General features: G+C 58.2%; 21 protein-coding genes and 1 other RNA gene. 17 read left to right on the top strand and 5 right to left on the bottom strand.

What is annotated here, in order from left to right; genetic code table 11:
• Window position 1 precedes the first annotated feature (1 nt).
• Window positions 2-757, top strand: coding sequence for a DUF6339 family protein (locus ABNH18_RS14245; RefSeq protein ID WP_349383467.1), 756 nt, complete (start codon window positions 2-4; stop codon window positions 755-757).
• Window positions 758-852: 95 nt separating this feature from the next.
• On the opposite strand, the gene ssrA is transcribed toward ABNH18_RS14245, so the two are convergent.
• Window positions 853-1,209, bottom strand: a transfer-messenger RNA (tmRNA) gene (gene ssrA / locus ABNH18_RS14240).
• Between the two features lie 411 nt (window positions 1,210-1,620).
• Here ssrA and ABNH18_RS14235 point away from each other — a divergent pair.
• Window positions 1,621-1,905, top strand: coding sequence for a hypothetical protein (locus tag ABNH18_RS14235; RefSeq protein ID WP_349383466.1), 285 nt, complete (start codon window positions 1,621-1,623; stop codon window positions 1,903-1,905).
• Window positions 1,906-1,956: 51 nt separating this feature from the next.
• Here the strand turns inward: ABNH18_RS14235 and smpB are convergent, their stop codons facing one another.
• Window positions 1,957-2,436: an SsrA-binding protein SmpB gene (smpB, locus tag ABNH18_RS14230; protein ID WP_035459423.1), complete on the bottom strand. Its 480-nt coding sequence runs from the start codon at window positions 2,434-2,436 to the stop codon at window positions 1,957-1,959.
• 168 nt (window positions 2,437-2,604) lie between these two features.
• Between smpB and ABNH18_RS14225 the strand changes: the two genes are divergently transcribed.
• Complete coding sequence (locus ABNH18_RS14225; protein ID WP_349383465.1) at window positions 2,605-4,167, top strand: sodium-dependent transporter; 1,563 nt, start codon at window positions 2,605-2,607, stop codon at window positions 4,165-4,167.
• The gene (locus tag ABNH18_RS14220; RefSeq protein WP_349383464.1) at window positions 4,164-4,472 is read left to right on the top strand and encodes an RnfH family protein; all 309 of its coding nucleotides are present in this window, start codon (window positions 4,164-4,166) and stop codon (window positions 4,470-4,472) included. Before ABNH18_RS14225 ends, ABNH18_RS14220 begins: the two co-directional genes overlap by 4 nt.
• 48 nt (window positions 4,473-4,520) lie before the next feature.
• Here ABNH18_RS14220 and ABNH18_RS14215 read toward each other — a convergent pair whose 3' ends face one another.
• Window positions 4,521-4,928, bottom strand: coding sequence for an outer membrane protein assembly factor BamE (locus ABNH18_RS14215; protein WP_349383463.1), 408 nt, complete (start codon window positions 4,926-4,928; stop codon window positions 4,521-4,523).
• Between the two features lie 187 nt (window positions 4,929-5,115).
• Here ABNH18_RS14215 and fur point away from each other — a divergent pair, with 187 nt between their 5' ends.
• Window positions 5,116-5,520: a ferric iron uptake transcriptional regulator gene (fur, locus tag ABNH18_RS14210; protein WP_349383462.1), complete on the top strand. Its 405-nt coding sequence runs from the start codon at window positions 5,116-5,118 to the stop codon at window positions 5,518-5,520.
• A gap of 185 nt (window positions 5,521-5,705) precedes the next feature.
• On the opposite strand, the gene recN is transcribed toward fur, so the two are convergent.
• Window positions 5,706-7,373 carry a DNA repair protein RecN gene (recN, locus tag ABNH18_RS14205; RefSeq protein WP_349383461.1) on the bottom strand — a complete coding sequence of 556 codons (1,668 nt, stop codon included), beginning with the start codon at window positions 7,371-7,373 and terminating at the stop codon, window positions 5,706-5,708.
• A 272-nt stretch (window positions 7,374-7,645) separates the two neighbouring features.
• Between recN and hrcA the strand changes: the two genes are divergently transcribed.
• The 8 genes from hrcA (at window position 7,646) to greA (ending at window position 19,237) form a co-directional block, all read left to right on the top strand.
• Window positions 7,646-8,695, top strand: coding sequence for a heat-inducible transcriptional repressor HrcA (gene hrcA, locus ABNH18_RS14200; RefSeq protein WP_349383460.1), 1,050 nt, complete (start codon window positions 7,646-7,648; stop codon window positions 8,693-8,695).
• A gap of 272 nt (window positions 8,696-8,967) precedes the next feature.
• Window positions 8,968-9,558 carry a nucleotide exchange factor GrpE gene (gene grpE / locus ABNH18_RS14195; RefSeq protein WP_349383459.1) on the top strand — a complete coding sequence of 197 codons (591 nt, stop codon included), beginning with the start codon at window positions 8,968-8,970 and terminating at the stop codon, window positions 9,556-9,558.
• 157 nt (window positions 9,559-9,715) lie between these two features.
• On the top strand, window positions 9,716-11,641 hold the full coding sequence (gene dnaK / locus ABNH18_RS14190; RefSeq protein ID WP_349383458.1) for a molecular chaperone DnaK: 1,926 nt from the start codon (window positions 9,716-9,718) through the stop codon (window positions 11,639-11,641).
• A gap of 102 nt (window positions 11,642-11,743) precedes the next feature.
• Window positions 11,744-12,874: a molecular chaperone DnaJ gene (gene dnaJ, locus ABNH18_RS14185; protein WP_349383457.1), complete on the top strand. Its 1,131-nt coding sequence runs from the start codon at window positions 11,744-11,746 to the stop codon at window positions 12,872-12,874.
• Between the two features lie 361 nt (window positions 12,875-13,235).
• Window positions 13,236-14,063, top strand: coding sequence for a 4-hydroxy-tetrahydrodipicolinate reductase (gene dapB / locus ABNH18_RS14180; RefSeq protein WP_349383456.1), 828 nt, complete (start codon window positions 13,236-13,238; stop codon window positions 14,061-14,063).
• Between the two features lie 196 nt (window positions 14,064-14,259).
• Window positions 14,260-15,384 (top strand): glutamine-hydrolyzing carbamoyl-phosphate synthase small subunit, encoded by a 1,125-nt coding sequence (gene carA, locus ABNH18_RS14175; protein ID WP_349383455.1) that lies wholly within the window; start codon window positions 14,260-14,262, stop codon window positions 15,382-15,384.
• Between the two features lie 69 nt (window positions 15,385-15,453).
• Window positions 15,454-18,672 (top strand): carbamoyl-phosphate synthase large subunit, encoded by a 3,219-nt coding sequence (gene carB, locus ABNH18_RS14170; RefSeq protein WP_349383454.1) that lies wholly within the window; start codon window positions 15,454-15,456, stop codon window positions 18,670-18,672.
• An 88-nt stretch (window positions 18,673-18,760) separates the two neighbouring features.
• Window positions 18,761-19,237 (top strand): transcription elongation factor GreA, encoded by a 477-nt coding sequence (gene greA, locus ABNH18_RS14165; protein WP_349383453.1) that lies wholly within the window; start codon window positions 18,761-18,763, stop codon window positions 19,235-19,237.
• 111 nt (window positions 19,238-19,348) lie between these two features.
• On the opposite strand, the gene yhbY is transcribed toward greA, so the two are convergent.
• Window positions 19,349-19,663: a ribosome assembly RNA-binding protein YhbY gene (gene yhbY / locus ABNH18_RS14160; protein ID WP_349383452.1), complete on the bottom strand. Its 315-nt coding sequence runs from the start codon at window positions 19,661-19,663 to the stop codon at window positions 19,349-19,351.
• 118 nt (window positions 19,664-19,781) lie between these two features.
• Between yhbY and rlmE the strand changes: the two genes are divergently transcribed.
• The 4 genes from rlmE to glmM all read left to right on the top strand — a co-directional run bounded on the left by rlmE (window position 19,782) and on the right by glmM (window position 24,651).
• A complete protein-coding gene (rlmE, locus tag ABNH18_RS14155) occupies window positions 19,782-20,408 on the top strand; it encodes a 23S rRNA (uridine(2552)-2'-O)-methyltransferase RlmE (protein WP_349383451.1) in 627 nt (208 codons plus the stop codon).
• A gap of 134 nt (window positions 20,409-20,542) precedes the next feature.
• Window positions 20,543-22,450 (top strand): ATP-dependent zinc metalloprotease FtsH, encoded by a 1,908-nt coding sequence (gene ftsH / locus ABNH18_RS14150; protein ID WP_349383450.1) that lies wholly within the window; start codon window positions 20,543-20,545, stop codon window positions 22,448-22,450.
• A gap of 6 nt (window positions 22,451-22,456) precedes the next feature.
• Complete coding sequence (folP, locus tag ABNH18_RS14145) at window positions 22,457-23,320, top strand: dihydropteroate synthase (RefSeq protein ID WP_349383655.1); 864 nt, start codon at window positions 22,457-22,459, stop codon at window positions 23,318-23,320.
• Window positions 23,317-24,651 (top strand): phosphoglucosamine mutase, encoded by a 1,335-nt coding sequence (glmM, locus tag ABNH18_RS14140; protein WP_349383449.1) that lies wholly within the window; start codon window positions 23,317-23,319, stop codon window positions 24,649-24,651. Before folP ends, glmM begins: the two co-directional genes overlap by 4 nt.
• The last annotated feature ends 50 nt before the right edge of the window (window positions 24,652-24,701 follow it).

Raw genomic sequence — 24,701 nt, 5'->3', positions numbered from 1 at the left:
GATGACGGTTCTTTATCCTAGGCTTTCTCCCGCTGATGCTGCTTCACTGTGGGAGTCATTTTCTGACATGAGCGTAGAAGAACTTCGTGGCCGAAGCGATACGTCCTGCCAGAAACAGACTTTTGCAGCTGTGGGTGGAAGGCGTATTCAGCCCCGCGAGCTTGAGGAGATGGCTAGTCGAATACGTGGACTTGCGGAATCTTGTGGGTATCCCGCCAAAGCTCAGCGAACGGCTCTGTCTAAATTCGATACAGAGTTATGTATCTTCTTTGGTGAGAGCTTGGACATGCTAGAGGGAGAGGCCTTGCGGCCTCAAAGCTGGGCATTTATTTCATTAGTGCTTCTGCCTGATGTCGTGAAATGGCGTTTCCCAAAGTTTAGTATTTCTCGCTGTACGGGAGGAAGGAGAGACTGCTTTCATCGGTTATGGCTAAGAGCGAAGGCGTTTGATCTGGGGCCGGAAAGTAATAATCGTTGGGTGTTACTCAGCAACCTGACTGAGGATTCTTTTGTATCGATTATGGAGAGGCCAAGCCTTGCTGGTAGTTCGGATATCTGTCGAGTAATTGGTGCCTCTTGGCTGAAAACGGCTGCCTCAGTGGGAAAGGGTCAAATGGAATCTATTAACCGTCGAGCCATCAAGCGCTTGAGGGCGAAGGGGACTGTGATCCTTCTGGATGCATTGGACTATAGCCAGTTGAAAGAAGTAGTTGAGTGCTGTTACGCGGAAGCTGGTGACTCGCTACCAGTTTTTTAGGAAGTATCATATTGGCATCAGGCATCAGGCATCAGGCAGCCGCAACGCGACAAAAAAAGGGCCACCCCATCGGGGCAGCCCTTTTTTTTGCTGTTTGGTGGAGCCGGCGGGAATCGAACCCGCGTCCGTCAGCAATCCATCTGCAGATCTACATGCTTAGCCAAATTTATTAATTTAAGCCTTCACAGCCCAATTGGCAGGACGTGAAGGCCGGGCCCCTAAGAGTTTTAACAGCGCCATCCGGGGCGGACTTTGCTGCGAGCCTATGTTGCGATGCTCGCCGCTCTTCCCCATAGGCAGGGTCGATTGGCGATAAGCAGGGTTTAAGCTGCTAGTGCGTAAGAATCGTCGTTAGCGATTGCTTTAATGTGCCACAAATGATTTACGAGACTCGTGACCTTCTCGGCATGCACCACAGAATTCAGTACCGGCGTCGAATCCAGGTCGGCCCCTGTGATGGGTTCATTCTAAGGGATGGGGGTGGGGAAGTCGATTTCAATGTGTGCTCGTGCGAGTTATTGGGTGACGGCGGAACTGACCATGTATTGGTGGCTGGCGGCATGAATATTGTTCGTTTTGTAATCGGAACGTGAAAAGTGTTACCTGAATACCCATTTATTGTCTGACAATCCAACCTAATAACCTTGTGCTGTCATCTTTCGGGCGCACTATAGCGGTGTCATCACGGTAAAGTTACATCGGCCAGTGGTGAGGTTGAGCAAGAGATGGTCTGGCAGCCATAAGCGACCCAAGAACATCTGGCTCAAATATTGTGTACCACACAATGGCTTTACAGCGAGCCTTGAGATTGACGTATCAAGAAGGCCGCTGATCAAAGCATTGTCGTTCATTGAAGGAGAAGGATGATGAACACGATCTTTCGGTCAGCAGGGCAAGTTTCCGAGAAGGCACTGTCGCCTTTGAAGGCTCAGCCGCTGCTTTATAGAGCGTTGCAGTTGGTGTTTGCGCTGGCTGCGTACGCAGCAGGTATCTACCTGGTGGATATGGCGACGCCGGAAGCACGCATTCCGGTTATTCTGTTCGCCGTTTACTTCCTGCCTGCGGTGCTTCGCGCCTGGTTGCAACTTTACTGGCAGCTGCGTGGCGATAGCCGTGCACAGGATGTGAATACCCGCCACGCGGCGTAATCACGATAGCCTGAGACAGTGCCCAGCGGCAGTGGGTGACGCCTTACGGTGTTACCTCTGCCGTAGTACGCGCTGCTTCTGGCGATTCCAGTCGCGCTCTTTCTCTGTGGCGCGCTTGTCGAATTTCTGCTTGCCTTTGGCCAGTGCGATGTCGCACTTGGCGAACCCTTTCTTCCAGTACAGGCTCACCGGCACACAGGTGAAGCCGTCTTTCTGTACGCCACCAAATACCCGCCCCAGCTCTCGACGGTGCAGCAGCAGTTTGCGCGTGCGTGTCGGGTCAGGGTTAACGTGGGTGCTGGCGGTGTTGAGCGGCTCGAAACGGGCACCGAACAGGAAGGCCTCGCCGTTTTTCAGCAAGACATAGGCTTCTGTCAGGTTGCCTTTGCCGGCACGCAGGGATTTCACTTCCCAACCTTCCAATACCAGGCCGGCTTCGAAGTGCTCTTCCAGGTGATATTCGTGGCGTGCCTTGCGGTTTTGCGCAATGGTGGCCGACGGTGCTTTGGCTTTTTTGTTGGCTTTTCCCATAGGGCGGCGATTATAGAGCAAGGGGTGAGTGGCTGATAGCGGTTTGTCTTGTATGGCCGTTGCGGAGTGGGTGATGGCTTACCCGTGTTTACGGGGTTACCGGCTGTCACTTGAGCCGCCCTGCCAAAAAAAAGACAATACCGCCACGCGAACAAGAGTAATGGTGTTATGAAGCAAGAAAACAAGTCGGTCCATGGAATGTGGGGCAGCCGCTGGGTGTTTATTTTGGCGGCGACCGGGTCGGCAGTGGGGCTGGGTAACATCTGGCGCTTTCCGTATATCACCGGGGAAAACGGTGGCGGTGCTTTTGTGCTGCTGTACCTGCTTTGTATTGCGGTGGTGGGGATCCCCATTATGGCCGCCGAGGTGATGCTGGGCCGCAAGGGGGGGCTGAGCCCGATCAACACCATGCGCAAGCTTGCCGGTGAGAGCAAAGTCACCCAGCGCTGGGCGGGTATCGGGATTATGGGCGCCTTGTCCGCGTTTCTGATTCTGTCGTTTTATTCTGCGGTGGCCAGCTGGGCGTTGTATTACACCTGGGAAGCGGCACGGGGTGCCTTTGAGGGGATTACGGCGACGCAGTCCGAGGCGCACTTTGACAATATGCTGGCCAACCCCTGGTTAATGTTGAGTTACCACTCGCTATTCATGTTGCTCACTATGGTGGTGGTGGCTCGCGGGGTGAAAGGCGGGCTGGAAAAAGCCGTGCAGGTGCTGATGCCGCTGCTGTTTGTGCTGCTGCTGGTGCTGGTGGGCTACGCGGCCACCACGCCCGGCTTTAGTGAAGGTATGCATTTCCTGTTTGCATTTGATTTCTCCAAGCTCACTGGCAAGGCCGTGTTGGTGGCCGTGGGGCAGGCGTTCTTTACGCTGAGCCTGGGGATGGGGGCGATTATGGCTTATGGGGCCTATATGCCCCGCGAGGTGACTGACGCGAAAACCGGGAAAAAGAAACCGGTATCGATTCTCTCTACCGTGGCGATTATTGCGGTGCTCGATACGCTGGTGGCGCTGGGTGCCGGCATGGCCATGTTCCCGCTGCTGTTCTCCGGTGGCCTGGAAGTAGGTCAGGGACCGGGCATGATGTTTGTGACCTTGCCGCTGGCGTTCGGCAATATCCCCGGCGGTGTGTTGTTCGGTTCCCTGTTCTTCCTGCTGGTGGTGTGTGCGGCCTGGAGTTCGTCCATTAGCCTGGGCGAGCCGGTGGTGGCCTGGTTGGTGGAAAAGGGGCTGACCCGCGCCAAGGCCGCTATTGTGGTCGGGCTGGGGGCCTGGTTGCTGGGCGTGGGCTCGGTGTTGTCGTTCAATGTTTGGAAGGATAATACGTTCCTGGCAGGCACCTTCTTCGACAATATGGAGTTCCTGTCTACCACCGTGATGTTGCCCTTGGGCGGCCTGTTGATCGCCATCTTTGCTGGCTGGGTGATGAAAGAGACTCAGGCGCGCAAGGAGCTGGGCATCAAGAACTTCAAACTGTATCTGGTGTGGCGCGCGCTGGTGCGAATTTTCTCCCCGGCGGCGGTGGTGGCGCTGTTTGTGTACTCGATCTGGACTGCGCTGGCCCCGGCCGATGAGGCCGCAGCGGTGGAGGCGGCGGAGCCGGTTGCGCCGGCGGTGTCTGAAGCGCCGGGCGTTGGCGGCGAAACCGAGGTGCCCGCGCCGGTGGCAGAGCCTGCCGACGATGCTGAAACCGCTGAGGTGCCGTCGGCGCCGGTGGAGCCCACCCAGTGAGTGACGCGATGATTCACGTGGAAGTGACCTATGCATTGCCGGAAAAACAGCGTTTGATCGGCCTGGATGTGCCTGAAGGCACCACCATGCTGGAGGCCGCCCGGTTGTCGGGAATCGATGAACAGTTTGTCGATCTCGAACTGGGTAAGGCGCCGATGGGAGTATTCGGCAAGGTGGTGGCCAACCCCGCCGGGCATGTGCTGAAAGCCGGAGAGCGGGTAGAGATCTATCGCCCGTTAACGGCGGACCCGAAGCTCAACCGCAAGAAGCGGGCGAAAGAAAAAGCCTCTGCAGGCAAAGGCTGAGAAGCTCTGTAGCGGTGAGGCAGCAAGGTGCGCGATAAAGAGTGACGTTTACTCGGCGTCATCCTTGCGGTCGGCGGCTTTGCGTTGCAATTCCAGATCGTTACGGCCGGAGGTCTTGGCCTTGAAATCGTCGATCACCTCGCCTTCGTAGCGGCTGTAAGTGCCGTTTTCGAAGTAAACGGAAATGGTCTGGCTGACCTTGTCGCCCTTGCCGGGTCGGTAGGTCATCGGATAGAGCCACAGGTCCGGGGTGAAGGGGTCCACCAGGGTGGGCGCCCCGAGAACATAGCGCACTTGCTCCGGCGACATGCCAGGCTGCAGTTCGCTGAGCATGTCTTCGGTGACGAAGTTGCCTTGCGGGATATCAATTCGATAAACGCCGGGGAAGCGCAGTGAGCTGCAGCCAGCGGTGGCCAGAAGGGATATCAATGTCAGTGAAACAAGAATGCGGGGCATGATTTTCGACTTCGCTAAGTGTTCGGGCGATAATACAGACTTGGGAACCTATGACAAACTCCGGTCTGGCTGTCTGGACCTGTTCCATGGACAGCCAGCGGGGCGATGAGTTCGCCCTGGTGCCTCGGTTGTGCAGATTTCCCGCCTTTTTCAAAACCGCCATTGATTGGCAGATGGAGCATACGCATTGGATAATCAGGATCTCAGAAAAGCGGGCCTTAAAGTGACTCTGCCGCGGGTGAAAATCCTGCAGCAGCTGGAAAAGTCCGAAGAACGCCACCTGAGCGCGGAAGACATCTACAAGTCACTGATGGATTCCGGCGAAGACGTAGGGCTGGCCACGGTATACCGCGTGCTGACTCAGTTCGAGCAGGCCGGCATGGTGTTGCGCCACAACTTTGAAGGCGGCTCCGCCGTGTTCGAATTGGCCGATGAGGACCATCACGACCATATGGTGTGCATGGAAACCGGTGACGTGATCGAGTTTATGGATGACGTGATCGAAAAACGCCAGCACGCCATTGCCGAGGAGCACGGTTACGAAATCGTGGATCACTCGCTGGTGCTGTACGTTAAGCCTAAGAAGAAATAGTAACTCCTCACGCAGCACGCTTCACGCGACGCGCGGGGCGTATCTGCGTGTGCTGGCGGTTCAGTGGGAGCGATGGTTCTACCGCGAAAGCCGGCGAACAGCGAGCTGGGTTTCGTGGTCGAACGACCACTCCCGCAAAGGCTGTGTAGGGTTTGGTGCCGCCGTGAAGCCTGTTGCGTCTCTTTTTATGCTGCCTGGGCTTTGCTCAGCATCTCTTTGGCGTGATTGCGGGTGGATTCGGTGATTTCCACGCCGCCCAGCATGCGCGCCAGCTCCTCCACCCGGGCGGTTTCGTCCAGGCCCTGAATGCGGGTGTGGGTGGTGTCGTCCCCCTGAATTTTGTGTACTTGCCAGTGCTGATGCCCTTGGCTGGCCACCTGTGGCTGGTGGGTAATGCACAGCACTTGGGCGTGCTGTCCTAGCTCACGCAGTAGCCGGCCAACGATTTCGGCTACACCGCCGCCAACGCCCACATCCACTTCGTCGAACACCAGACTGGGGACGGTCAGGTTGCGCGCGCAGATAACCTGAATAGCCAGGCTGACCCGTGACAGCTCGCCACCGGACGCCACTTTGCCCAGCGGTTTGAGCGGTTGGCCCGGGTTGGCGGAAAACAGGAATTCCACGTCTTCCAGGCCGTCGAGTGTGGGGCTGCATTCGCTGAGGCGGGCATCCAGCTGGGCGGCTTTCATGCCCAGGGCGATCAGTTGTTTCTGTACCTGCTGGCTCAGTGTCTTGGCGGCACTGCGGCGAGCCTTGCTGAGCTTGCGGGCGCTGTCCATGTAGTGTTGCTGGGCGGCGCTTTCCTGTTCGGCCAAGGCGTGTAGATGGGCGTCCACGTTGCCCAGCGCGTCGGACTCGGCCAGCAGGTTGCTGTGATGTTCCACCAGCTCTTCCGGGCGAATGCGGTGTTTGCGGGCCAAGGTATAGCACTGGCTCAGACGCTCTTCCAGCTGGCTTAGGCGTGCCGGGTCCAGGTCCAGTTTTTCCAGATAATGGCGCAAATCATCGGCGGCGGCTTCTACTTGCAGGCGGGCCGATTCTACTGTGTCGGCAATGCTGCCCAGGCCGTCGTCGTTGTTGCGGGCATCATCCAGCCAGTGGCTGACCTGGCTAAGATGGTCATTGCAGGTGCCGTCCTCGCCTTCGTATAAGGCGTTGAGTGACTGCTGACAGGTTCGGATCAGGCTTTCTGCGTTGCCCAGCCGTTGTTGCTCCTGTTCCAGTTGCTCCAGTTCGCCATCTTGCAGGGCGAGGGCGTCCAGCTCTTCCAGCTGGAAGCGCAGCAGCTCTTCCTTTTCGTTCTGCTCGCGGGCCTGGTTGAGGGCCTCGTCGTGGGCGCGGCGGGCTTTTTGCCAGTGGCGCCAGTGTTCGCGCACGTTGTTGGCCAGATCCCGTGCATCGGCAAAGTTGTCCAGTAGCTGCCGGTGGGCGTCTTTTTTCAGCAGTGCCTGATGTTCGTGTTGGCTGTGGATGCTGATCAGGCGCTCGCCCAGCTCGCGCACTTCGGCTAGCGGGGTGGGGGTGCCGTTGACGTAGGCCCGGGAGCGGCCGTCTGCGCGCACGGTGCGGCGCAGCAAGCACTGTTCTTCATCGTCCAGTTCCCGTTCGGCCAGCCATTGGCGCGCGGCCAGGTTGTGGCTGACATCGAAAGTGGCCAGCACCTCGGCGCGGTCGTGGCCGTGGCGAACGATGGATGAATCGGCGCGATCCCCGAGGGTGAGCCCAAGGGCGTCGATGATCACGGATTTGCCTGCCCCGGTTTCGCCGCTGATGACAGTGAGCCCGTTTTCTGGCTCCAGCTCCAGCTGGTCAACGGTGGCAAAATGACGAACGCTCAAGTGTGTCAGCATGGTGTTCCTCCGCAACAGGCGAATCGATGTTAAGCAGTCGGGCTCTGGGTCTGATCAGGCCTGGCCGGGCGCTGGGCGGTGCCGCCTGGCGCTGTGTCGGGGAGGTTCGGGTTTTGGTTGGTCATGATGGTCCCTTGCCGCAACGACTGTTCTTATGGTCAGTATTGGTAATGGTAGGGGATTCGCGCGGAGAGTGTAAGCCCTTTGCTCAATGAAACCCTGTCGCAGTTCTCTATATAATAGAGGGGCGATTTTCTGGTACATATACCCCCATGGCAAAGCTGGATCTCAACGAACGAAAACAACGCCTGCTAATGACGCTGGTGGAGCGGCATATCCGTGATGGCCAACCGGTGGGCTCGAAGACGCTGGCCAGTGGCAGCGGCCTGACGGTAAGCCCGGCTACGGTGCGTAACATCATGTCGGAGCTGGAAGAGCTGGGTGTGCTGAGTAGCCCACATACCTCGGCGGGGCGCATTCCCACGGAGCTGGGCTATCGCCTGTACGTGGATTCGCTGTTGGCGACCAGTGTCATGGAGCGCCCGGATCACCGGTACCTGAAAAAAGAGCTGCGCCAGCTGCTGGCCCCGGAGCAGTCCTCCCAGGAGTTGATCGCCCAGGCCTCGAAGACGTTGGCAGAGCTGACGCGGATGGCGGGCTTGGTGGCGGTGCCACGCCGCGAGGTGTCGACCCTGCGGCAGGTGGAATTTCTGCCGTTGTCGGGCAAGCGTGTGCTGGTGGTGCTGGTGGTAAACCGTTCTGAAGTGCAAAACCGCATTATCCATACCGATCGGGATTACGGGGATGTGGAGTTGCGCCAGGCGGCCAATTACATCAACCACACCTATGCGGGCTGCGATTTAAATAGCATCTGCGATGGCTTGCTGAATACCATGAATGCGGATCGCCAGCAGATGGATGCCCTGATGCAGACGGCGGTGGCAGTGGCGGATAAGGCCCTGCGCACCGAGCGGCCCGATTCCGATTATGTGGTGTCCGGGGAATCCAACCTGATTCAGACTGCCGAGGCGGAAAATCTGGGGCAGCTGCGAAACCTTTTCGATGCCTTTAACCATAAGCGCGACATCCTTCATTTGCTGGAGCGCTCCATCAAGGCGGATGGGGTGCAGATTTTCATCGGCCGAGAATCCGGCTTCCAGCCGTTTGAGGATTATTCGCTGATTTCCGCGTCCTACAAGGCGGACAACGGCCCGGCGGGTGTGCTGGCCGTGGTTGGGCCTACCCGCATGGATTACGAAAAAGTCATTCCCACCGTGGATATCACCGCCAAAATCCTCTCGGCGGCCCTCACTCAGCTTTAAGATCAGCTACAAGCTACAAGCTACAAGCTACAAGCGGCAATGCGGTTCAGGGTGTTTTGCTCTGCGACACGTAAGTGCCGCGATTCGGGGTCAGGGTGGTTCTTCTGGGCGAATCGCGGGCGGTAATGTGGGACGAATGGCCCCCTTCTGCCCCGCGTTGTCGCTTGAAGCTTGAAGCTTGCCTGCCTCCCCCCTTGAATCCCACCCGATAGCTCCCATATATTCGCCGGCTTTCCTGAGATAAGGCCCCGGTCGGGGATGTGGAGTGAGTAATGAGTGAGCAGGAAAAAGAACAGAAAGGCGCCGAGCCGCAGGTAGAGACTGTGGAAGAGCAGCAGGCTGCGGCGGCCGCAGAGGCAGAGGCAGAGGCTGAACAGGCTGAACCCACTGCTGACGAGAAGCTGGCTGAGGCGGATGCCGAGCTGGCCAAGGTCAAGAAGGCCCTGGCCGAGGCGGATGTCCGTGCCCAGGCGGAAGTCCAGAACGTGCGCAAGCGTGCCGAGCGGGATGTGCAGCATGCTCGCAAATTTGCCCTGGAGAAGTTTGCCGGCGACCTGCTGAGCGTGGCGGACAACCTGGAGCGTGGCTTGGCGGCGCTGGATGCGGACGATGAGGCCCTGAAGGGGGCTCGTGAAGGCATCGAGCTGACGCTGAAATCCCTGCTGGATGCATTTGCCCGGTACAACCTGGAGCAAATCAGCCCGGCGGATGAGCCGTTCAACCCGGAATTGCACGAAGCCATGACCATGGTGCCGGTCCCGGATGTGGACCCCAACACCGTGATTGAGGTGCTGGAAAAGGGCTATCAGCTCAATGGGCGCCTGATTCGCCCGGCACGGGTGGTGGTCAGTAAAGCGCCCTGATCCCGGGCTCGATGGCTGATGCTTGAGGCTGGATCAAAATCAACAGGCTCCCTTGAAATGGCGGTAGCGACCGCCATATAGGAGCCAGACGAGTTAACAATTCAACTGCCTGGGGCGCCGATAGGGTCCCGGCTGGTGTGAAGGAGATAGAACGACTATGGGTAAGATTATCGGTATCGACCTGGGTACGACCAACAGCTGTGTGGCCGTGCTGGAAGGTGACAAGACCAAGGTTATTGAAAACGCAGAAGGTGCGCGCACTACGCCGTCCATCATCGCCTACACCGACGACAAGGAAACCCTGGTCGGTCAGTCGGCCAAGCGCCAGGCGGTGACCAACCCGGAAAACACCCTGTATGCGGTGAAGCGTCTGATCGGCCGTCGTTTTGACGACAAGGTGGTTCAGAAGGACATCAAGATGGTGCCCTACAAGATCACCAAGGCTGACAACGGCGATGCCTGGGTAGAAGTGAAAGGCGAGAAAATGGCGCCGCCGCAGATCTCTGCGCAAGTGCTGAAGAAAATGAAGAAGACCGCGGAAGATTACCTGGGTGAAACGGTCACCGAGGCTGTTATCACCGTGCCGGCTTACTTCAACGATTCCCAGCGCCAGGCCACCAAGGATGCCGGCCGCATCGCGGGTCTGGACGTGAAGCGTATTATCAACGAGCCGACGGCTGCTGCCCTGGCCTATGGCCTGGACAAGAAAGGCGGCGACCGTACCATCGCGGTTTATGACCTGGGCGGCGGTACCTTCGACATCTCCATCATCGAAATTGCCGAAGTGGATGGCGAGCATCAGTTTGAGGTGCTGGCGACCAACGGTGACACCTTCCTGGGAGGTGAAGATTTCGACCTGGCGTTGATCAACTTCCTGGCCGACCAGTTTAAAGCCGACTCCGGCATTGACCTGGGCGGTGACCCGCTGGCCATGCAGCGTCTGAAAGAAGCGGCCGAGAAAGCCAAGATTGAGCTGTCCTCCGCTGAGCAGACTGAAGTGAATCTGCCGTACATCACTGCAGACAGCACCGGGCCCAAGCACCTGGTGGTGAAAGTGACTCGCGCCAAATTGGAAGCGCTGGTCGGTGATCTGGTGGCGCGTTCCCTGGAGCCGTGCAAAACCGCAATGGCTGACGCCGGCGTAAAAGCGGCCGACATTACCGACGTGATTATGGTCGGTGGCCAGATCCGTATGCCGCTGGTTCAGCAGAAAGTGACTGAGTTCTTCGGCAAAGAGCCGCGCAAGGACGTGAACCCGGATGAAGCGGTTGCCATGGGCGCTGCCATTCAAGGTGCGGTACTGAGCGGTGATGTGACCGACGTGCTGCTGCTGGACGTGACGCCGCTGACCCTGGGTATTGAAACCATGGGTGGCGTGATGACGCCGTTGATCGAGAAGAACACCACTATCCCGACCAACGCGTCGCAGGTGTTCTCCACGGCCGATGACAACCAGACAGCTGTGACCGTGCATGTGCTGCAGGGTGAGCGTAAGCAAGCGACCCAGAACAAGTCGCTGGGCCAGTTCAACCTGGAAGATATTCCGCCGGCACCGCGCGGCATGCCGCAGATCGAAGTGACCTTCGATATCGACGCCAACGGCATCTTGCACGTGGGCGCGAAAGACAAGGCCACCGGCAAAGAGCAGACCATTCAGATTAAAGCCTCCTCCGGCTTGTCCGACGAGGAAGTGGAACAAATGGTGCAGGACGCCGAAGCCCACGCGGACGAAGACAAGAAGTTCGAAGAGCTGGTGCAGACCCGCAACCAGGCGGACCACTTGGTACACGCGACTCGCAAGACTCTTGAGGAAGCCGGCGATAAGGCGACCGACGAAGAGAAGGAAGCGATCACCAAGGCCGTGGACGAGCTGGAAGAAGCCGCCAAGAGCAGCGACAAGGACGACATCGAAGCCAAGATCAAGGCGCTGTCTGAAGTGTCCGCGCCGCTGGCTGAGAAGATGTACGCCGAGCAGGCCCAGCAGGCTGAAGGTGCCGCCGGCGCCGAAGGCGGCGAGCAGCAAGCGGGTGATGACGTGGTCGATGCCGAGTTCGAAGAAGTCGACGACGACAAGAAGAAGTAAGTAACGCCTGACGCCCGACGCCGGATGCTGAACGCAGATACCTTTCGAGGTTGAGCGTTTGGCCTCCGGCGTTCGGCGTCTGGCTAAGCCAAAGGCTTATCTATGTCTAAGCGTGATTATTACGAAGTCTTGGGTGCGGCAAAAGACGCCAGCGCCCAGGATCTGAAAAAAGCCTATCGTCGCCTGGCGATGAAATATCATCCGGACCGTAATCCGGATGACGAAGGCGCCTTGGCTAAATTCAAGGAAGCGAAAGAAGCCTACGAAGTGCTGGCCGATGAGCAGAAGCGTGCGGCCTATGATCAGTTCGGCCATGCCGGCGTGAATGGTCAGGGTGGTGGCGCCGGTGCTGGCGGCGGCTTCGGCGGTGGTGGCTTTGGTGACATCTTCGGCGATATTTTTGGCGACATCTTTGGTGGCGCCGGTGGTGGGCGTCGCGGCCCTGCTCGCGGTGCAGACCTGCGTTATACGCTGGAGCTGAGCCTGGAGCAGGCGGTGCGCGGTTGCGATGAAAAGATCCGCATCCCTACCTGGGATGGCTGTGAGGTCTGCCATGGCACTGGCGCGAAAGAGGGCAGCCAGCCGGTAACGTGCTCTACCTGTGGTGGTGTTGGTCAGGTTCGCATGCAGCAGGGTTTCTTTACCGTGCAGCAGGCGTGCCCCACCTGTAAGGGTGAAGGCAAGATCATCAAGGATCCCTGTGGTAACTGTGGCGGCCAGGGCCGGGTGCAGAATACCAAAACCCTGTCGGTGAAGATTCCTGCGGGTGTGGATACCGGTGATCGCATTCGCCTTGCCGGTGAAGGTGAGGCGGGTATGCATGGCGCGCCATCCGGCGATCTGTACGTACAGGTGGCGGTGCGTGAGCACGACATCTTCCAGCGTGACGGCGACAATCTGTACTGCGAAGTGCCGATCAGTTTTGTCGATGCTTCGCTGGGCGGAGAGCTGGATGTGCCGACCCTGAATGGCAAGGTCAAACTGAAAGTGCCGGCGGAAACCCAAAGCGGAAAACTGTTCCGCCTGCGCGGCAAAGGCGTGGCACCAGTCCGCGGCGGCGCACCGGGTGACCTGCTCTGCAAGGTGGTGATCGAAACCCCGGTCAAGCTGTCTGGCGAGCAGAAAGACTTGTTGCGCAAATTCCAGGAATCCCTGGAAAGCGGCGGCAACCGCCACAACCCGCGCAAGAGCAACTGGTTCGAAGGCGTGAAACGGTTCTTCGATACCAAGTAAGCTTTGCCGTGATGGAAAAAAGCCCGGCGCGGTTTCCGCTCCGGGCTTTTTTGTGTATTGATTGTGGGTATGGCGTCTTTCGGTTCGTACTGCTTGCTTGCGTCAGGCATTCGGTTGCCGTTGCGTGAAACCCGGAAGCCGGAAATTATACGCTCGGACGTTCCTCAATTTCGCGAGGAGCCTGTTTGGGGGCTGTCACAAAGAGCGCATTTGCGCGCGGTGACCCTGTCGCCCTTTCTGGTAGAATAGCCCGCTTGATGCCGGACGTCGGATGCCGGACGCTTAACCTTTCCCCATGGGGTGCTGGGTGGGGCGTCCGGCGTCCGGTGTCTGGCGTCCGGCGTTTAATCAAGGAGACACCATGAAAGTAGGTATTATCGGCGCTGCCGGTCGCATGGGGCGAATTCTGATCGAGGCGACCCTGGCCAACCCGGACACCACCTTGGCGGCGGCGGTGGATGTGCCCGGTTCCAGTTTGATCGGTGCGGATGCCGGTGAGCTGGTGGGGCAGGGCAGCAGTGGTGTGTTGCTGGCGGATGACCTGGCCAAGGTGGTGAACGATGCGGATGTGTTCATCGACTTCACTGTGCCGGAAGCCACGGTAAAAAATCTTGAGGTTTGCCGGGCGGCGGGCACCAAGTTGGTGATCGGCACCACCGGCTTGGATGACAGCCAGAAAGCGGCCCTGCGCGCCGCCAGCGAAGATATTGCCATCTGTTTCGCGCCGAATTATTCCATTGGTGTGAACCTGTGCTTCAAACTGCTGGAGACTGCCGCCCAGATCATGGGTGATGAGGTGGATATTGAAGTCATCGAGGCGCATCACCGCCACAAGATCGATGCGCCGTCTGGCACCGCGCTGCGCATGGGTGAAGTGGTGGCCCAGACTCTGGGGCGCGACCTGAATGAATGCGCCGTGTATGGCCGTGAAGGCCGCACCGGGGAGCGTGAGCGCCACACCATTGGCTTCGAGACCATTCGCGCCGGTGACATTGTCGGTGATCATACGGTGATGTTCGCCGCTGAAGGTGAGCGGGTGGAGATTACCCACAAGGCGTCCAGTCGCATGTCCTTCGGGCGCGGCGCCGTGCGGGCTTCTGCGTGGCTGGCTGGGCATGACAAAGGCCTGTTCGACATGCAGGATGTGTTGGGTCTGGCCGGTGAAAGTGCCGGTTGGGGCAAGGCCTGAGCCTGCCACTGGTCTATCAACGGGATTGCTGCGTGACAGCGGGGCCACAAAGCCCTAAAATAGCGCGCAGCCCGTGATGGGCGTGCGGGGCGCCGAATGAAGAATTTAGAAAAAGCGAGGTGGAGGAATCCATCTCGCTTTTTTGCGAGCGCACCCGCCGCAGATCTCCCTATTCCCTATCAGCCTGGAGGTTGCGTTGACGGTTCCCGCCATTCTCGCTCTTGAAGACGGAAGCATCTTTCGGGGTGTTGCAATCGGTGCCACGGGTGAAACCGTGGGTGAGGTGGTGTTTAACACCGCCATGACTGGCTATCAGGAGATCCTGACGGATCCTTCCTATGCCCAGCAGATTGTAACCCTTACCTATCCGCATATCGGTAACACTGGCGTCACTGCCGAGGACGAAGAGTCCTCCCGAATCTGGGCCGCAGGCCTGGTGATTCGCGATCTGGCCATGACAGTGAGCAACTGGCGTAGTGAGCAGTCTCTTCCGGATTATCTGCGTGAAAACAATATTGTCGCCATTGCCGACATTGATACCCGTCGCCTGACGCGTATTCTTCGTGACAAGGGCGCCCAGAATGGCTGCATTCTGGCCGGCGAGAACATTGATGAAGCGCAAGCGCTGGCGGCAGCCAAAGGCTTTCCCGGCCTGAAAGGCATGGACCTGGCCAAGGAAGTCACCGTTGCCGAGAGCTACAGCTGGACGGAGTCCACCTGGGATCTGGTGAAGGGGCACACCGAGCAGACCGATACCCGTTTCCATGTGGTGGCCTACGACTACGGCGTGAAGCGCAACATTCTGCGCATGCTGGCCGAGCGTGGCTGCAAGCTCACCGTGGTGCCGGCGCAAACGCCCGCATCCGAGGTGCTGGCCATGAATCCGGATGGTGTATTTTTGTCCAACGGCCCGGGTGACCCGGAGCCTTGCGACTATGCCATTGCCGCGATTCAGGAAATTGTTGCCACCGGGTTGCCGGTGTTCGGTATCTGCCTGGGGCACCAGTTGCTGGCCCTGGCCAGTGGTGCCAAGTCCATGAAGATGGCGACCGGCCATCATGGTGCTAACCACCCGGTGAAAACCCTGGCGGATGACACGGTGATGATCACCAGCCAGAACCATGGTTTTGCGGTGGATATCGATACCTTGCCGGATAACCTGAAAGTGACTCATGTGTCGCTGTTTGATGGCACCTTGCAGGGCATCGAGCGCACTGACGTGCCGGCCTTCAGCTTTCAGGGTCACCCGGAAGCGAGCCCGGGGCCGCGCGATTGCGCGCCGCTGTTCGATCATTTTATCGAGCTCATGCAAGCAAAATAAGCGTCTGACGTCCGACGTTCGACGTCTGACGCGCTGGCAATTGAAATTAACGTCTGACGGTTAGTGACTATGCCGAAAAGAAGTGATTTAAAAAGCATCCTCATTATTGGCGCTGGCCCGATTGTGATCGGCCAGGCCTGTGAGTTTGATTACTCCGGTGCCCAGGCATGTAAGGCGCTGCGCGAAGAGGGTTACCGGGTCATCCTGGTGAACTCCAACCCGGCCACCATCATGACCGACCCGGCCATGGCGGACGCCACCTATATCGAGCCGATCACCTGGCAGACCGTGGCCAAGATCATCGAAAAGGAGCGCCCTGACGCGCTGCTGCCCACTATGGGTGGCCAGACCGCACTGAACTGTGCGCTGGATCTAGACCACAATGGCGTGCTGAAAGAGTTCGGCGTGGAGATGATCGGCGCCACCGAAGATGCCATCGACAAGGCGGAAGATCGCTCCCGCTTTGACAAGGCGATGAAAGCGATTGGCCTGGAGTGTCCGCGCTCTGCCATTGCCCACAACATGGAAGAGGCCAGTGCGGCCCTGGATGATCTAGGTTTCCCTTGCATCATTCGTCCCAGCTTTACCATGGGTGGCTCCGGCGGCGGTGTGGCGTATAACCGCGAAGAATTTGAAGAGATTTGCCAGCGTGGTCTGGACTTGTCGCCAACCAATGAACTGTTGATTGATGAGTCCTTACTGGGTTGGAAAGAGTACGAAATGGAAGTGGTCCGCGACAAAAAGGACAACTGCATTATCGTCTGTACCATTGAAAACTTTGATCCCATGGGTGTGCACACCGGGGATTCCATCACTGTGGCGCCGGCCCAGACGCTCACCGATAAAGAGCTGCAGATCATGCGCGACGCCTCACTGGCGGTGCTGCGTGAAATCGGCGTTGAAACCGGTGGTTCCAACGTGCAGTTCGGCATCAACCCGGACGACGGGCGCATGGTGGTGATCGAGATGAACCCGCGGGTGAGCCGTTCTTCCGCGTTGGCGTCCAAGGCCACCGGCTTTCCGATCGCCAAGGTGGCGGCCAAGCTGGCCGTGGGCTACACCCTGGACGAACTGCAGAACGAAATTACCGGCGGTAAGACCCCGGCGTCGTTCGAGCCGTCCATTGATTACGTGGTCACCAAAATCCCGCGCTTCAACTTCGAGAAGTTCGCCGAAGCGGATGCGGTGCTGACCACCCAGATGAAGTCCGTGGGCGAAGTGATGGCCATTGGCCGCAACTTCCAGGAATCGGTACAGAAAGCGCTGCGTGGCCTGGAAACCGAGTCTATTGGTTTCGATCCCCATGTTGATCCGGCGGCACCGGACGCCCGCGAGCAGGTAGCGCAGTTGCTGTCCACGCCGGGCCCGGAGCGTATCTGGATCGTTGGCGATGCGTTCCGTGTCGGCATGACCGTGGACGATGTGTTTGGCATCACCAAGATTGATCGCTGGTACCTGGTGCAGATCGAAGATCTGATCCGTGCCGAGCAGCAACTGGCTGATAGCACCTTCAGCAGCCTGACCCGCGACAGCCTCTATGCGCTCAAGCGCAAAGGTTTTTCCGATGCTCGCCTGGCGCAACTGCTGGGCGTGAAGGAAGCCGACGTGCGCGGCAAGCGTGAAGAGCTGGGTGTGCTGCCGATCTACAAGCGGGTAGATACCTGTGCGGCGGAATTCGCTACCGACACGGCCTACATGTACTCCAGCTACGACGAAGAGTGCGAATCCAACCCGACAGACCGTGACAAGATCATGGTCATCGGCGGTGGCCCCAACCGGATCGGTCAGGGCATCGAGTTCGATTACTGCTGTGTGCACGCGGCCTTTGCCATGAAGGAAGACGGTTACGAAGCCATCATGGTCAACTGTAACCCGGAGACCGTGTCCACCGATTACGATACCTCCGATCGCTTGTACTTCGAGCCGGTTACGCTGGAAGACGTGCTGGCCATCGTGGCGAAAGAAAAGCCCAAGGGTGTGATCGTTCAGTATGGCGGGCAGACCCCGCTGAAGCTGGCCCGTGCCCTGCAAGCCGCTGGCGTGCCGATTATCGGCACGCCGCCGGATGCCATCGATGAAGCGGAAGACCGTGAGCGTTTTCAGCAGATGGTTAACAAGCTTGGCCTGAAGCAGCCGCCTAACCGTACTGCTCGCTCCATGGAAGACGGTGTGCGTCTGGCGGAAGAAATTGGTTACCCGCTGGTGGTGCGTCCTTCCTATGTGTTGGGCGGCCGTGCCATGGAGATTGTTTACAGCGAAGCGGAACTGCGCAACTACATGATGAACGCGGTCTCCGTGTCCAACGATTCTCCAGTATTGCTGGATCGTTTCCTGGACGATGCCATCGAAGTGGACGTGGATGCGGTCTGTGACGGCACCGATGTGGTCATCGGCGGCATCATGCAGCATATCGAACAGGCCGGCGTGCACTCCGGTGATTCCGCCTGTTCCTTGCCGCCGTACTCGTTGGATGATGAGGTGCAGGATGTGATGCGCCAGCAAGCGGCCGACATGGCGCTGGAGCTGGGCGTGATTGGCTTGATGAATGTGCAGTTCGCCGTGAAGAGTGGTGAGGTGTATGTGCTGGAAGTGAATCCGCGTGCTGCCCGGACTGTGCCCTATGTGTCCAAGTGCATCGGGGTCTCCTTGGCCAAAGTGGCGGCTCGCTGCATGGCGGGTACGAGTCTCAAGGAACAAGGTTTCACCGAAGAGGTCAAACCGCAGCACTACTTTGTGAAAGAAGCGGTGTTCCCGTTTGCCAAGTTCCCGAAAGTCGATCCGATCCTGGGCCCGGAAATGAAGTCCACCGGGGAAGTCATGGGTGTCGGTGCGACCTTTGCGGAAGCCTTTGGCAAGGCGTCTTTGGGCGCGGGTGAAATGCTGCCGGAAACGGGTACAGCGTTTATCTCCGTGCGCGAAGTCGACAAGCCTGCGTCCGTGGAAGTGGCGCGTATGTTGAACGAGCGCGGCTTTAGTCTGGTTGCCACCAAAGGTACTGCCAAGGTACTGGAAGCGGCGGGCCTTGAGGTGAAGGTGGTGAACAAGGTGCTGGAGGGGCGTCCGCATATTGTGGACATGATCAAGAACGACCAGATCGCCCTGATCGTGAACACCACTGAGGGCAAGCAAGCGACCCGCGATTCCTTTGCGATTCGTCGTTCGGCGCTGCAGCACAAGGTGTTCTATACCACCACTATCGCCGCCGCCCACGCGGTGTGCCAGGCACTGGGTATCAGTGGTGAGCCCACTGTTCGTCGCTTGCAGGATCTGCATGCCGAAATGAAATAAATCGTCGTCGGGAGCGCTCGGAGCAGAGTGCTCCGGGCGGTTCCGTTAACAGGGTATTTTCCGCCTGTTAAAAGATGCGAGGATAACTATGCAACGTGTACCGATGACCGCCAAGGGTGCGAAAGCCCTGCGCGAGGAACTGGAAAAACTGAAAAAAGAAGATCGCCCGCGTATTTCTGCTGCGATTGCAGAAGCCCGTGAACACGGCGACCTGAAGGAAAATGCTGAATATCACGCTGCCCGTGAGCAACAGGGTTTTTGTGAAGGCCGTATTGGCGACATTGAGGGTAAGCTCTCCAATGCGCAGATTATCGATATTCAGGATATTGAAAACATCGGCAAGGTGATTTTCGGTGTGACCGTTACCATCATCGATGTGGATACGGACGAAACCAAGGTCTATCAGATTGTTGGCGACGACGAAGCGAACATCAAGCAGGGCAAGCTGAGTGTGAACTCACCGATTGCCCGCGGCCTGATCGGCCGTGAGGAAGGGGATGTGGTGCAGATCGACACCCCGGGCGGCACCCGCGAATATGAAGTCGACAAGGTAGAGCATATCTAGCCGCTTGCATGCGTCACGCTTGCACGCAGCACGCAAAAAAGGCGACGTTAAACGTCGCCTTTTTCATGTCTGTCGCGTGTTGCGTGTAGCCTGCCAGCGTGAGAGCGGCTCTTAAGCGTTCTGATACCGCAGGACATTGGACAGTTTTGCGCTGGGTTTCTGGGCCGGGCGGTAGAGCAGGGCGATGTTGCCGATGCGCTGGATTAGCTCGGCGCTGCCTTTCTCAGTGAGCGCTTGCACAATGGCGGCGCGGTCCTCGCGGGTTTCTGCGTTAACCTTCACCTTGATCAGCTCGTGATCTTCCAGGCGCAGGTTGAGTTCTTCCACGAAGTTGTCGCTGAGTCCCTTGTCGCCAAAGATCAGAACGGGTTTCAGGTGGTGACCAATACGGCGTAACCGTTTGATGTCCTGGGTAGATAGCGGCACGGTGTAGCTCCAGAAAGGGTTGCTGTGCGCGTATTCTACGGATTAGCCGGCGGAAAAGCAGCCATCGTGTGCGTGTGTTATTGCGAGAGAATACAGAGAATTCAGGAGAAAGTGGCTCATGGCGAAGTCCAGTCGTTCCAAGACCAGTAAGGCCTGGTTGAAAGAGCACTTCAATGATCCGTGGGTGGCCAAGGCCCAGGAGCAGGGTTACCGCTCCCGGGCCAGCTTCAAACTGTTGGAAATGCACGAAAAGGACCGTTTGTTCCGGCCGGGCATGAAGGTGTTGGATCTTGGTGCCGCGCCGGGGGGCTGGAGCCAGGTGGCAGGGCAGCTAATCGGCGGCAAGGGCACGGTCATTGCCAGTGATATTCTTGCCATGGATGCGCTGCCGGATGTGACCTTTATCGAAGGCGATTTTCGTGAAGAGGCGGTCTATGAGCAAATTCTTGCGGCGCTGGGGGATCAGCGGGCAGACCTTGTAATGTCTGACATGGCCCCCAATATGAGTGGTAACAGCGCGGTGGATCAGCCGCGAGCCATGTATCTGGCGGAGTTGGCGCTGGATATGGCTGAGCGAGTGTTGGAACCCGATGGCCTGTTTCTGGTCAAGGTATTCCAGGGGGAGGGGTTTGAAGACTACCGCAAAGCGTTGCAAAGTCGTTTCAAGCGCGTGGTCAGTCGCAAGCCGGCAGCCAGCCGGGCTCGCTCCACCGAGGTCTACCAGTTGGGCTTTGGCCTGAAATAGGCCGTGAAAAAGCCGTAAAATGGCTATATTCCTGTCCGAACCGGCATTACGTTGCTTCTGGCAAATGGTGTAAGGTGTAACGACGTTAGTGTGCGCGCGAGCGCCCGGATTAATCGAGGTCTCCCTTGAACGACATGACCAAGAATATTGTGCTGTGGCTGGTGATTGCCGGCGTTCTGTACGTGGTGGCATCCAGTCTCAGTACCCAGCCTGCAACCACCGATGTGCCTTACTCCACCTTTATTTCGCGGGTAGAGGACGGCAAGGTGCAGGAAGCGAAGATCGGCGAAAGCACGATTACCGGGACCTATTCGGATGGCGGCGAGTTCCGCACGGTGAAACCGCCGACGCTGGACACCAATCTGATGCCCACGTTGATCCAGAATGGTGTCAATGTGGTGGGCTTGGAGCCTCAGCGTCAGGGCTTCCTGACCCAGCTGTTCTTGTCGGTGCTGCCGATTTTGCTGATTTTGGCCATCTTTATCTTCTTTATGCGCCAGATGCAGGGCGGCGGTAAAGGCGGCGGCGGGCCGATGACATTCGGTAAGTCCAAGGCCAAGCTGCTGGGTGAGGATCAGATTAAAACCACCTTTGCCGATGTGGCGGGCGTGGAAGAAGCCAAGGAAGAAGTGCAGGAGTTGGTTGAATTTCTGCGTGACCCGGCCAAGTTTCAGCGTCTGGGTGGCAAGATTCCCCGCGGCGTGCTGATGGTCGGTTCTCCCGGTACCGGTAAAACCCTGTTGGCCAAGGCCATTGCGGGTGAGGCCAAGGTGCCATTCTTCAGTATTTCCGGTTCGGACTTTGTGGAAATGTTTGTGGGTGTTGGCGCCAGCCGGGTCCGCGACATGTTCGAGCAGGCTAAGAAGCATTCTCCGTGCATCATCTTTATTGATGAAATTGATGCGGTGGGCCGCTCCCGGGGGGCCGGTGTTGGCGGCGGTCACGATGAGCGTGAGCAGACACTCAACCAGTTGCTGGTGGAAATGGACGGTTTTGATGGCAACGAAGGCATCATCGTGATTGCCGCCACTAACCGCCCAGACGTGCTGGATCCAGCTTTGCTGCGCCCGGGTCGTTTCGACCGTCAGGTGACCGTGCCGTTGCCGGATATTCGTGGCCGCGAACATGTACTGAAAGTGCACATGCGTCAGGTGCCGATTTCTGATGATGTGGAGCCGGCATTGATTGCCCGTGGTACGCCTGGGTTCTCCGGTGCGGACTTGGCCAACCTGGTTAACGAAGCGGCCCTGTTTGCTGCCCGTGCCAACAAGCGCATGGTTTCCATGGAAGAGTTCGAGAAAGCCAAGGACAAGATCCTGATGGGCGCCGAACGCCGCTCCATGGTGATGAATGAGAAAGAAAAGCTGAACACGGCCTTCCATGAGTCGGGCCACGCCATTGTGGGGCGTTTGGTGCCGGAGCATGACCCGGTCTACAAGGTGAGCATTATTCCGCGAGGTCGTGCGCTGGGCGTGACCATGTACCTGCCGGAAGAAGATAAGTACTCCCTGTCCAAGCGCGGCCTGGAGTCGTCAATCTGCTCCCTCTTCGGCGGTCGTATTGCCGAAGAAATGACGCTGGGCTTTGATGGTGTCACCACGGGTGCCTCCAACGATATTGAGCGAGCCACCAAGTTGGCCCGTTCCATGGTGACCAAGTGGGGCCTGAGTGAAAAAATGGGCCCGCTGGCTTACGAGGAAGAAGAAGGCGAAGTGTTCCTCGGTAAGCAGATGGGTCAACGTAAGCATATGTCTGAGCAAACGGCGGAAGAAATCGACCGCGAAGTGCGGGCCATCATCGATAGCTGCTACGGGCGCGCCAAGCAGATTTTGGAAGACAATCGCGACAAGCTGAACCTGATGGCGGATGCGTTGATGCAGTACGAAACCATCGATGCGGCGCAGATCGAAGACATCATGGGTGGCCACAAGCCGCGGCCGCCGAAAGACTGGCGAGACCAAGGGCCGGGCAATGGCGCTGCTGCCTCCGGTGATTCAGAGTCGGGTGACGATGCCATTGGTGGACCTGCCAACACGCACTGATTCATGATGCATCCAATAACGCTTAGCTGTGGGGCGCGGACACTAGACCTGTCCGCGCCTGTCGTTATGGGGGTCCTGAATGTGACCCCCGATTCCTTTTCTGACGGTGGCCGTTACACCGAGCGTGACGCGGCGCTGCGTCAGGCGGAGCAAATGCTGCGTGACGGTGCCGCGATCCTGGATGTGGGCGGTGAGTCCACGCGCCCGGGGGCAGCGCCTGTGTGCGAACAGGAAGAGCTGGATCGGGTTATACCCATCGTCGAGGCGTTGGGTCGCGAGTTGGATGCGCTGGTGTCCGTGGATACCAGTACGGCGGCGGTGATTCGTGATAGCGCCGCTGCCGGCGCCGGTATCATCAATGACGTGCGCTCCTTGCGTCGCCCCGGTGCCATGCAGGCAGCCGCGGCAAGTCAGCTTCCGGTCTGTTTGATGCATATGCAGGGAGAGCCCGGCAGTATGCAGGATAACCCCCATTACGATGATGTGACCGCCGAAGTGGTGGCGTTTCTACGTGAGCAGATTGCTGCCTGCGAGCGGGCGGGTATTGCCCGGGAGCGTTTGCTGGTGGATCCGGGGTTTGGTTTCGCGAAAAACGTGCAGCATAATTTGCTGCTTATGCAGGAAATGGCTGATTTGCAGTCCCTGGCGCTGCCGATTTTAATCGGTGTGTCGCGCAAGTCCCTGTTCGGTAAAGTATTGAATCGTGATGTCAGTGAACGATTGCCCGGCAGCCTGGCGGCCGCCGTTATGTGTGTGGAGCGCGGCGCGATGATCGTGCGTGCCCACGACGTCAAAGAAACCGTGGATGTGGTGCGTTTTGCCCATGCGGTCAGGGAATCTCAGAGAGAATCGCAGAAGGAGTTGTCATGACGCGCAAATATTTCGGCACCGATGGGGTGCGGGGTACGGTAGGTGAGTTTCCCATTACACCAGATTTCGTGCTCAAACTGGGCTGGGCGGCAGGTAAGGTGCTGGCCGCGCGAGGCGGCAGCAAGATATTGATCGGCAAGGACACCCGCATTTCCGGCTATATGTTCGAGTCAGCCCTGGAGGCCGGTATTTCCGCAGCCGGGGTAGATGTGCGCCTGTTGGGTCCGTTGCCCACCCCGGGGATTGCCTATTTGACCCGCACCTTGTCGGCGCAAGCCGGCATCGTGATTTCTGCGTCCCACAATCCCTACACGGATAACGGCATCAAATTCTTTGGTGCGGATGGGCGCAAGCTCAACGACGAGATCGAGCTGGAAATTGAACGCTTGCTCGATGAGGAAATTTCAGTGGTGTCCACGGACCAAATCGGCAAGGTGCGCCGTATTGATGACGCGCGTGGTCGCTACATCGAATTTTGCAAAAGCACGGCGCCGGGGCTGGACCTCAGTGGCATGAAAATTGTGGTGGATACGGCTAACGGTGCGGCTTATCACATTGCCCCGGACGTGTTTGAAGAGTTGGGCGCTACCGTCGTGCCCCTGGCCAACCAGCCTGACGGTTTCAATATTAACCGTGATTGCGGTTCTACCCACCCTGAAACCTTGCAGCGCAAGGTGCTGGAAGAGAAGGCTGATCTGGGTGTGGCGTTGGACGGTGACGCAGATCGGCTGCTGATGGTGGATCACACCGGCAAACTGGTCGACGGTGATCAGTTGCTGTTTGTGGTTGCTCGTGACCGCAAGGACAATGGTGCGGAAATGGCCGGTGTGGTCGGCACGCTCATGTCCAATTTTGGTCTTGAGTTGGCGCTGGAAGCTGAAGGTATCGAGTTTGTGCGCGCCAACGTAGGCGACCGCTACGTGATGGAGCAGCTGGACAAGCGTGGCTGGAGCATTGGCGGTGAGTCCTCCGGCCATCTGGTGTGCCTGGATTGCACTTCAACTGGCGATGGCACCGTGTCCGCCCTGCAGGTGTTGGCGGCATTGTCCCGTCGCAAGCAGGGCCTGGCTGAGGCGGTGGCCGATGTGGCCATGCTGCCCCAACAAATGATCAATGTGCGTGGCCCTAATCGTAATGGATTTATGGAAAAGGCGGAGGTGCAGGCGGCGATGGCCAGTGTCGAGGAGCGGTTGGCTGGTAATGGCCGCGTGCTTTTACGTCCTTCTGGCACCGAGCCGTTGGTGCGGGTAATGATTGAAGGTAAAGATGGCGATCAGGTGGCGGCGCTCTGTCGCGAGCTGGCCGATGTGGTTGAAAAAGCCATTAGCTGACCGCAACGCGGTTGCGATGATTGGCGCAAGAAAAGACTCCAAGGAATCCA

Origin of the sequence: Alcanivorax sp., from assembly GCF_040118815.1 — a bacterium.
In the GTDB taxonomy this organism is placed as follows: Bacteria; Pseudomonadota; Gammaproteobacteria; order Pseudomonadales; family Alcanivoracaceae; genus Alcanivorax.
Note: the sequence above shows the minus strand (reverse complement) of the source record. Positions and strands in the feature narration are given on the sequence as shown.